This window comes from Nocardioides sp. SRI_004, assembly GCF_057586415.1.
The window spans coordinates 413,056-419,055 of the sequence record NZ_JBYCZV010000001.1 but is presented as its reverse complement, the minus strand read 5'-3'; the positions used below and the strand labels follow the sequence as shown (position 1 = coordinate 419,055).

Here is a 6,000-nt window from a genome sequence, read left to right as displayed (position 1 = left end):
CGACACCCAGACCCTGGCCGACGCCTCGATCATGGACCTGATCTCCGCCGGGCAGGCCACCTCCACCGAGGACTGACCTGATGAAACTAGGCTTGCAGCTGGGCTACTGGGGCGCACAGCCCCCGCAGGGCGTCGGTGAGCTCGTCGCCGCGGCGGAGGACGCCGGCTTCGACGCGATCTTCACCGCGGAGGCCTGGGGCAGCGACGCCTTCACGCCGCTCGCCTGGTGGGGCCGGGAGACCTCGCGGGTCCGGCTCGGCACCTCGATCGTCCAGATGTCCGGCCGTACGCCGACCTCGATCGCCATGCACGCGCTGACCCTCGACCACCTCACCGGTGGCCGGGTCATCCTCGGGATGGGCGTCAGCGGCCCGCAGGTCGTCGAGGGCTGGTACGGCCAGCCGTTCGAGAAGCCGCTCGCGCGCACCCGCGAGGTCGTCTCGATCATCCGCAAGGTGCTGGCCCGCGAGGCGCCGGTCACCAACGACGGACCGCACCACCCGCTGCCCTACCGCGGTCCCGGCTCGGTCGGGCTGGGCAAGCCGCTGAAGCCGATCGTGCACCCGCTGCGTGCCGACCTGCCGATCTGGCTCGGGGCCGAGGGGCCGAAGAATGTCGCCCAGACCGCGGAGATCGCCGACGGCTGGATCCCGATCTTCTACACGCCCAGGAGTGCCGGGATGTACCAGCCGTGGCTCGACGAGGGCTTCGCGCGACCCGGCGCCCGTCGTACCCGCGCCGACTTCGAGATCGCGGCCACGTGTCACCTGCACGTGGTGGCCGACGCGAAGGGGAGGGCCGAGGTGTTCGATCGCATTCGCCCCACCATCGCGCTCTACATGGGCGGCATGGGTGCCAAGGAGCAGAACTTCCATGTTCAGGTGTTCACGCGGATGGGCTACGGCGAGCTCGCCCGAGAGGTGCAGGACCGCTTCCTTGCGGGCAGGCAGGATGCCGCCATCGGCCTCATCCCGGACGAGCTCATCGACGACATGCACATCATCGGCACGCCCGACGAGGTGCGGGCCAAGGCTCTGGAATGGGAGGCCTCGGGTGTGACGACATTGATGCTCAGCCTCCGGGATCCCGCCGCGATCCACGAGGCAGGCCGCATCCTCGGGAATGAGGCCGACGACACCAGCGGTCAGACGTCCGTCACCCGGAGCCCGGCGTGAGCGCCGTAGCGCTTGTTGACGGCGATCAGGTTCGCCGTCATGGCCTCGACCTGATGAGCGTTGCGGAGGCGACCGCCGAAGATCCCACGCACGCCAGGAAGCAGCGAGCACAACTCGATGACCACGTCGACCGCATGGTCGTCGTCGCCCACGACGAGCACGTCCGTGTCCAGGCTCGTCACCTCCGGACTCTCCAGCAGAGTCGCGCTCAGGTGGTGAAAGGCGCCCACCACCTTGCTGTCCGGGAGGATCGCCTGAGCCTGTTCTGCGGCAGAGCCTTCCAGAACCGGCAGCGCGAGCGGCCCTCTCTTGTCGAAGCCAAGGGGGTTCACACAATCGATGACGATCTTCCGTGCCAGCTCCTGGCGGAGGTCGGACAGGAAGCGCGCATGGCCTTCCCACGGCACGGCCACGACGACCAGGTCGGCGGCTGCAGCCGCGGCACGGTTGTCGATACCGACGACTGCGAGTCGATCCGCACGCATTTCCTTGGCCATTGCCTCGGCGCGCGCTGCGTCCCGACTACCGAGCACGACCTTCGTGCCCGCCTCGGCGAAGCGCCGGGCCAGCCCGCGGCCTTGGGGCCCGGTCCCGCCGAGGATGGCGAGGGTGGCGGATGGCGGCGTCAATTCCATGGCAGCTCTCCTGTTCTCGGCGTCCGGCAGCGGACGCCCTCGATGCGCATCAATACGTCGTCGTGGCTGGAGCCATCGCGTGTGATGGAGCGGTACCGCGGAAGATGCACCGCCCCACGATCCCCGGCCGGGCGCAGCTCGAAGTCATGCCCGACGCGCCCGGCCGGTTCCATCACACCCAGATAGTGGGGATCGTCGTCAGATCCGGCGGAACAGTGCGGCGAGAGCCTGACCCCCACCGATGCACATGGTCACGATGCCCAGCTCGAGGTCGCGGCGGACGAGGTCGCGAGCAACGCGCAGCGACAGGATCGCGCCCGTCGCGCCGACGGGGTGGCCCAGCGCGATCGCGCCGCCGTACGGATTCACCTGCTCGGGCGAGAGGCCGGTGTCGCGGACCACCGCAACGGCCTGGGAGGCGAAGGCCTCGTTGAGCTCGACGATCCCGACGTCGCCCGGCGTCGTACCGGTCTTCTCGAAGAGGGACTGCAGAGCGAGTACCGGGGCATAGCCCATCAGCTCGGGCTCCATCGCGGCCGTCGCCACCGCCTCGAGCGCGACCAGGGGACGCAGCCCGCGCTCGACTGCCGCCGACTCCCGGGCGAGCACGACCGCTGCGGCACCGTCGTTGATGCCGGACGCATTGCCGGCCGTGACGGTGCCGTCCTTCTGGAACGCCGGCCGGAGCCCTGCGAGCATTTCCACCGTCGTCGCCGGCTTCGGGTGCTCGTCCTCGGTCACCGTGAACGGCTTCCTGCCGCCGACGTCAACCGGGACGATCTCCTCGGCGAAGACCGCCTTCGCCTCGGGCGTCGCGGCCCGGCGCTGCGACTCGGCAGCGAACTCGTCCTGTTCAGCGCGGGAGACGCCGTACTTCTCGGCGACCTTCTCCGCGGTCACGCCCATGTGGATGCCGTGGAAGGGATCGGTCAGCATCATCACGGTCCCGTCGACCAGCGACCGGTCGCCGAGCCTGTAGCCGCTGCGCGCCCCGAAGTCGTAGAACGGCATGCGGGTCATCGACTCGTCACCGCCGGCGAGGGTGATGTCGAGGCCGTTCCAGCGCATCTCCATCGCGGCCGACCAGATCGCCTGGAGGCCCGACCCGCACAGCCGGTTGACCGTGTACGCCGGCACGTTGGTCGGCAGCCCAGCGGTGATCGCGACTCGGCGGGCGTTGTAGGCGTCAGGCCCGACCTGGCCGATGCAGCCCATCACGACCTCCTGGACGTCGGCAGCGCCGACCCCTGAGCGCTCGAGCGCCGCGCGGGTCGCGACGGCACCCAGCTCGAAGCCGGGCACGTCCTTGAACACGCCTCCGAAGCTGCCGATCGGGGTTCGCGCTCCGTCGACCAGGACGATCCTGTCGTCTGCCATGTCCTTCTCCTTCTCGTCAGCGCATCCGCCACACGGGCGGGCGCTTCTCACGGAAGGCAGCGACGCCCTCCTTGATGTCCTCTGTCGTGAACGCCAGCGCGAGCTGCGACTGCAGGGCCGAGAGCGCGTCCGGCAGGGCCATGTCCCGTGTCGCGTCGATCGCGTCCTTGCCGAGCCGCATCAGCAGCGGAGACTTGTCCGCGAGCCGGCGGGCCCAGTCGCGCACGGTCGCGTCGAAATCGTCGGCAGGCACGACCACATTGACGATGTCGAGGCGCTCGGCCTCTCGCGCGTCGATCGACTCCCCGAGCATCATCAGCTGGTTGGCCCGCATCCGCGGAACGTTGCGGTAGATGAGCGCGGAGATCATGAAGGGGAAGACGCCGACATTGATCTCGGGGCAGCCGAAGCGGACGCCCTCCCGCGCAATCACCAGGTCGCACGCGAGCGCCAGCCCGAAGGACCCCGCGAGGACGTCGCCACCGGCGGCGCAGACGACCGGCTTGCCGAGGCTCCCGATCAGGGCGTAGAGCCGGGGGAACCGATCGAGACCGGCGTACTTCTCGATCGTGGGCGCATCGCTCGCGAACGCCTTGAGGTCGCCGCCCGCGGAGAAGATGCGGTCGTGCGAACTGCCGAGAACGACGACGCGGACGTCGTTCGCCCCGCCCGCTCGGACGAGTGCCTCCATGAGCTCGTCGAGCAGCGCGTCGCTCAGGGCATTGCGCGTCTCCGGCGAATCCAGGGTGACGAAGGCGATGCCGTCCTCGACGGCGTAGCGGACCAGGCTCACGGTTGACCTCTCAGATCTCGAGGACGACCTTGCCGAAACCGGCGCCCGACTCGAGGTACGAGTGGGCGTCGGCGGCGCGATCGAGGGGGAACGACCGGTCGATGACCGGCGGGGGTACGTCGTGCTGTGCCATCAGGCGCAGCAGACCGGCGAAGTCGGCCGGACTGCCCATGGTGGTGCCGAGGAGGTCGTACTGGCCGAAGTAGAAGGGACGGACGTCGAGCTGCGCCCGTTCTGACCGGTTCGCGCCGAGCACGACCAGCCGGCCGCCCGGGCGCAGCGCGCGAATCGCCTCCGGCCAGCTGCCGACTGCGTCGAGCACCACGTCGAAGCCCCGCCCGCCGGCCAGCTCGCGAGCAGCCTCGGGCCAGGAGCCGGCCGCATCGCCGTCGTACCGGACACCGTCGGCGGCACCGAGCGCCCGGGCCTGCGCGATCTTGGCGTCGGCCGAGGAGGTGACCACGACCCGCGCCCCGACGGCAGCGCCGAGCATGACCGCCGTGGTCGCGACGCCACCGCCGGCGCCCAGCACCAGCAGCGACTCTCCGGCCCGCAGTCGCGCACGCGTGAACAGGGCGCGGTATGTCGTCAGGCCGACCAACGGCAGGGCTGCGGCCTCGAGCCACGACAGCCCGCAAGGCTTGGGCGCGACACATTCGACGGGCACGGCGACCCGCTCGGCGTACGTGCCCGGGCGTCGGTCGCCGAGGATCTCCCAACGCTCGCCGGGAGCGGACTCGTCGTCACCCCAGAACAGCGACGGCAGGATGACCACCTCCTCGCCGGTGGCGAGGTCGATCCCGGCGCCGTCGGCGCCCGGGGTGTGCGGCAACGGCGAGGCGTACTTGCCCTGGCGGACGAGGACGTCGTGCCAGTTCAGGGCCGCGGCCCGCAGCTCGACGACCGTCCAGCCGGGCCGCGCCTCCGGATCGGGACGCTCGCCGAGCTGGAGTACCTGGGGAGCGCCGACGACGTCCTGGACGACGGCCTTCACGAGACCGGCGTCAGCGAGCGCAGGCGCGTGCGGACCTGACCTGACAGCTCGATCGCTTCCTCGGGCGAAGCCGCCACAGGGATGAGGGTGATCGTGCGGGCCCCCGCCTCGACGTACGACGCAACGAAGTCCGCGACGTCGTCCGGTGTGCCCGCGGCGCTGATGTGCTGGAACTTCTCGGGCGGCAGGTTGTAGAGCCCAGACATCTGCGCGCCCAGTGCGGCCCGGGCCTGCGCGCCATCGGCACCGAGCCCGACCCAGATGTTCAGGCCGGCGAAGGCCGGACCGGTGCGGCCGATCTCCGCGAACCCGTCGACGATCTGCTGGTGGGTCTGGCCGTACCGGCGCGCGGAGCACCACATGCCGAGCCAGCCGTCGCCGTGCTCCACTGTCCGCCGGATCGCGACGTCGCCACCACCGCCGATGACGATCGGGACCCGCGGCTCGAGCGCCGGCAGGATGCGGGTGCCCTGGAACTGGTAGAACTCGCCGTCGTGGTCGACGACCTCGCCAGAGGCGAGGCGGCGCAGCACCGCCAGGGTCTCGTCCACACGGCGGCCGCGGGTGGAGGGATCGACACCCATGTTGGCGACTTCGGTGCGATCCTCGCCCGCGACGCCGATCCCGAGGGTCAGCCGCCCGGGCGCGATCTGGCCGAGGGTGGCGAGCTGGCGTGCGGTGGCCAGCGGGTGGCGAAGGCCCACGAGGTACACGCCCATCAGCACCTTGAGGGTGTCGCTGGTCGCCAGCGCCGCGGTGGCCGCGACGAAGCCGTCGAAGCCCTTGCCCCCGTGGAAGCTGATGTGGTCGCCGACCGTCAGGTGGTCGAGCCCGGCCGCCTCCATCGCCCCCAGGAGGGCCCGCCGCTGTGTCGGGCCGGCATCGAGGAAGTCGTCGTTGAGCGCAATGCCCACCTGGATGTCAATGGTCACCTGACGATGCTGCGTCATCGGCCGACCCCCTGACAAACTATTGGACTGACCATTAGTGGAGAGTTCTCCAATGCCGCCGCGGGCGACATGACGG

6 protein-coding genes are annotated in these 6,000 nt (G+C 70.4%); 1 reads left to right on the top strand and 5 read right to left on the bottom strand.

The window, feature by feature from the left end; all coding sequences use genetic code 11:
- The first annotated feature begins 80 nt into the window (after window positions 1-80).
- On the top strand, window positions 81-1,175 hold the full coding sequence (locus tag AC2YHB_RS02075) for an LLM class F420-dependent oxidoreductase (protein ID WP_487353383.1): 1,095 nt from the start codon (window positions 81-83) through the stop codon (window positions 1,173-1,175).
- Here AC2YHB_RS02075 and npdG read toward each other — a convergent pair.
- From npdG to AC2YHB_RS02050, 5 genes are all read right to left on the bottom strand, one after another.
- Window positions 1,145-1,810: an NADPH-dependent F420 reductase gene (gene npdG / locus AC2YHB_RS02070; protein WP_487353382.1), complete on the bottom strand. Its 666-nt coding sequence runs from the start codon at window positions 1,808-1,810 to the stop codon at window positions 1,145-1,147. The genes AC2YHB_RS02075 and npdG overlap by 31 nt on opposite strands.
- A 198-nt stretch (window positions 1,811-2,008) precedes the next feature.
- Window positions 2,009-3,187, bottom strand: coding sequence for a thiolase family protein (locus tag AC2YHB_RS02065; protein ID WP_487353381.1), 1,179 nt, complete (start codon window positions 3,185-3,187; stop codon window positions 2,009-2,011).
- Between the two features lie 16 nt (window positions 3,188-3,203).
- Complete coding sequence (locus AC2YHB_RS02060; RefSeq protein WP_487353380.1) at window positions 3,204-3,980, bottom strand: enoyl-CoA hydratase/isomerase family protein; 777 nt, start codon at window positions 3,978-3,980, stop codon at window positions 3,204-3,206.
- Window positions 3,981-3,990: 10 nt separating this feature from the next.
- Window positions 3,991-4,974: a zinc-binding dehydrogenase gene (locus AC2YHB_RS02055; protein WP_487353379.1), complete on the bottom strand. Its 984-nt coding sequence runs from the start codon at window positions 4,972-4,974 to the stop codon at window positions 3,991-3,993.
- On the bottom strand, window positions 4,971-5,906 hold the full coding sequence (locus AC2YHB_RS02050) for an LLM class flavin-dependent oxidoreductase (protein WP_487353378.1): 936 nt from the start codon (window positions 5,904-5,906) through the stop codon (window positions 4,971-4,973). The genes AC2YHB_RS02055 and AC2YHB_RS02050 overlap by 4 nt, the downstream gene beginning before the upstream one ends.
- Window positions 5,907-6,000 lie beyond the last annotated feature (94 nt).

Bases quoted from the DNA above. Each gene is read 5' to 3' on its own strand.
- AC2YHB_RS02075 (WP_487353383.1), top strand. From the start codon at position 81: ATGAAACTAGGCTTGCAGCTGGGCTACTGGGGCGCACAGCCCCCGCAG.
- npdG (WP_487353382.1), bottom strand. From the start codon at position 1,810: ATGGAATTGACGCCGCCATCCGCCACCCTCGCCATCCTCGGCGGGACC.
- AC2YHB_RS02065 (WP_487353381.1), bottom strand. From the start codon at position 3,187: ATGGCAGACGACAGGATCGTCCTGGTCGACGGAGCGCGAACCCCGATC.